At 52.2% G+C, this 577-nt stretch carries 1 protein-coding gene and 1 pseudogene; both read right to left on the bottom strand.

The annotated features are described in order from the left end of the window. Nucleotides 1–315 (bottom strand): annotated as a pseudogene (locus ACQ661_RS12740) (IS66 family transposase); the annotation flags it as partial. 21 nt (nt 316–336) lie between these two features. After that, on the bottom strand, nt 337–577 hold a 241-nt coding region (tnpB, locus tag ACQ661_RS12735), incomplete at its 5' end, for an IS66 family insertion sequence element accessory protein TnpB (protein WP_431668592.1).

Here is a 577-nt window from a genome sequence, read left to right as displayed (position 1 = left end):
GCCTTCAGGCTGGGTCAGCGCTGGCACCATATCACCCAGTAAGCTTAACTGCATACCCAATTCCAGGGCGCGCTTTTCTGACTTCTGACCAAACAGCTGCTTCTCAAACCAGGCTAAGCGCTGCTGAATCCCTGCGAAGGTCTCGCGCAATGACGTATGCTCGGTTTCCAGCTTGCCGTACTTTTCAGACCAAGCCTGATTCTCTGCAGAAGCCTGTTGCAACAAACTCTGCAGACGCGCGATTTCACTGGTCAAATTAACCAGTGTCCCGGCGTCCGTTGCCGCGTTGGATGAGGATGAAGGCTTGATTTTCATAGCGTCAATTATACAGACTTATCAAGCGCTTGACTGCCCATAGCGCTTCGCTTGTTTGTGGCGAAGCACGGTAATTCCGTCAACGATCATTTGCAGGGTGCAACCGGTGAGCGATTGGATCCCACTCGGATGCGGTTTCACCGGAAACTGGCCTTGCTCTAAGCGCTTAGCCCAGACACAATAGCCTGAGCTTTCGAAGTACAACACCTTCATCTGCGTTTTGCGGGCATTGATAAACACAAAGTACTGGCCGCTTTGTGGG

The organism is Pseudidiomarina sp. WS423, assembly GCF_050750165.1.
Lineage (GTDB): Bacteria > Pseudomonadota > Gammaproteobacteria > Enterobacterales > Alteromonadaceae > Pseudidiomarina > Pseudidiomarina fusca.
This window is presented reverse-complemented; position numbering and strand designations above follow the sequence as displayed.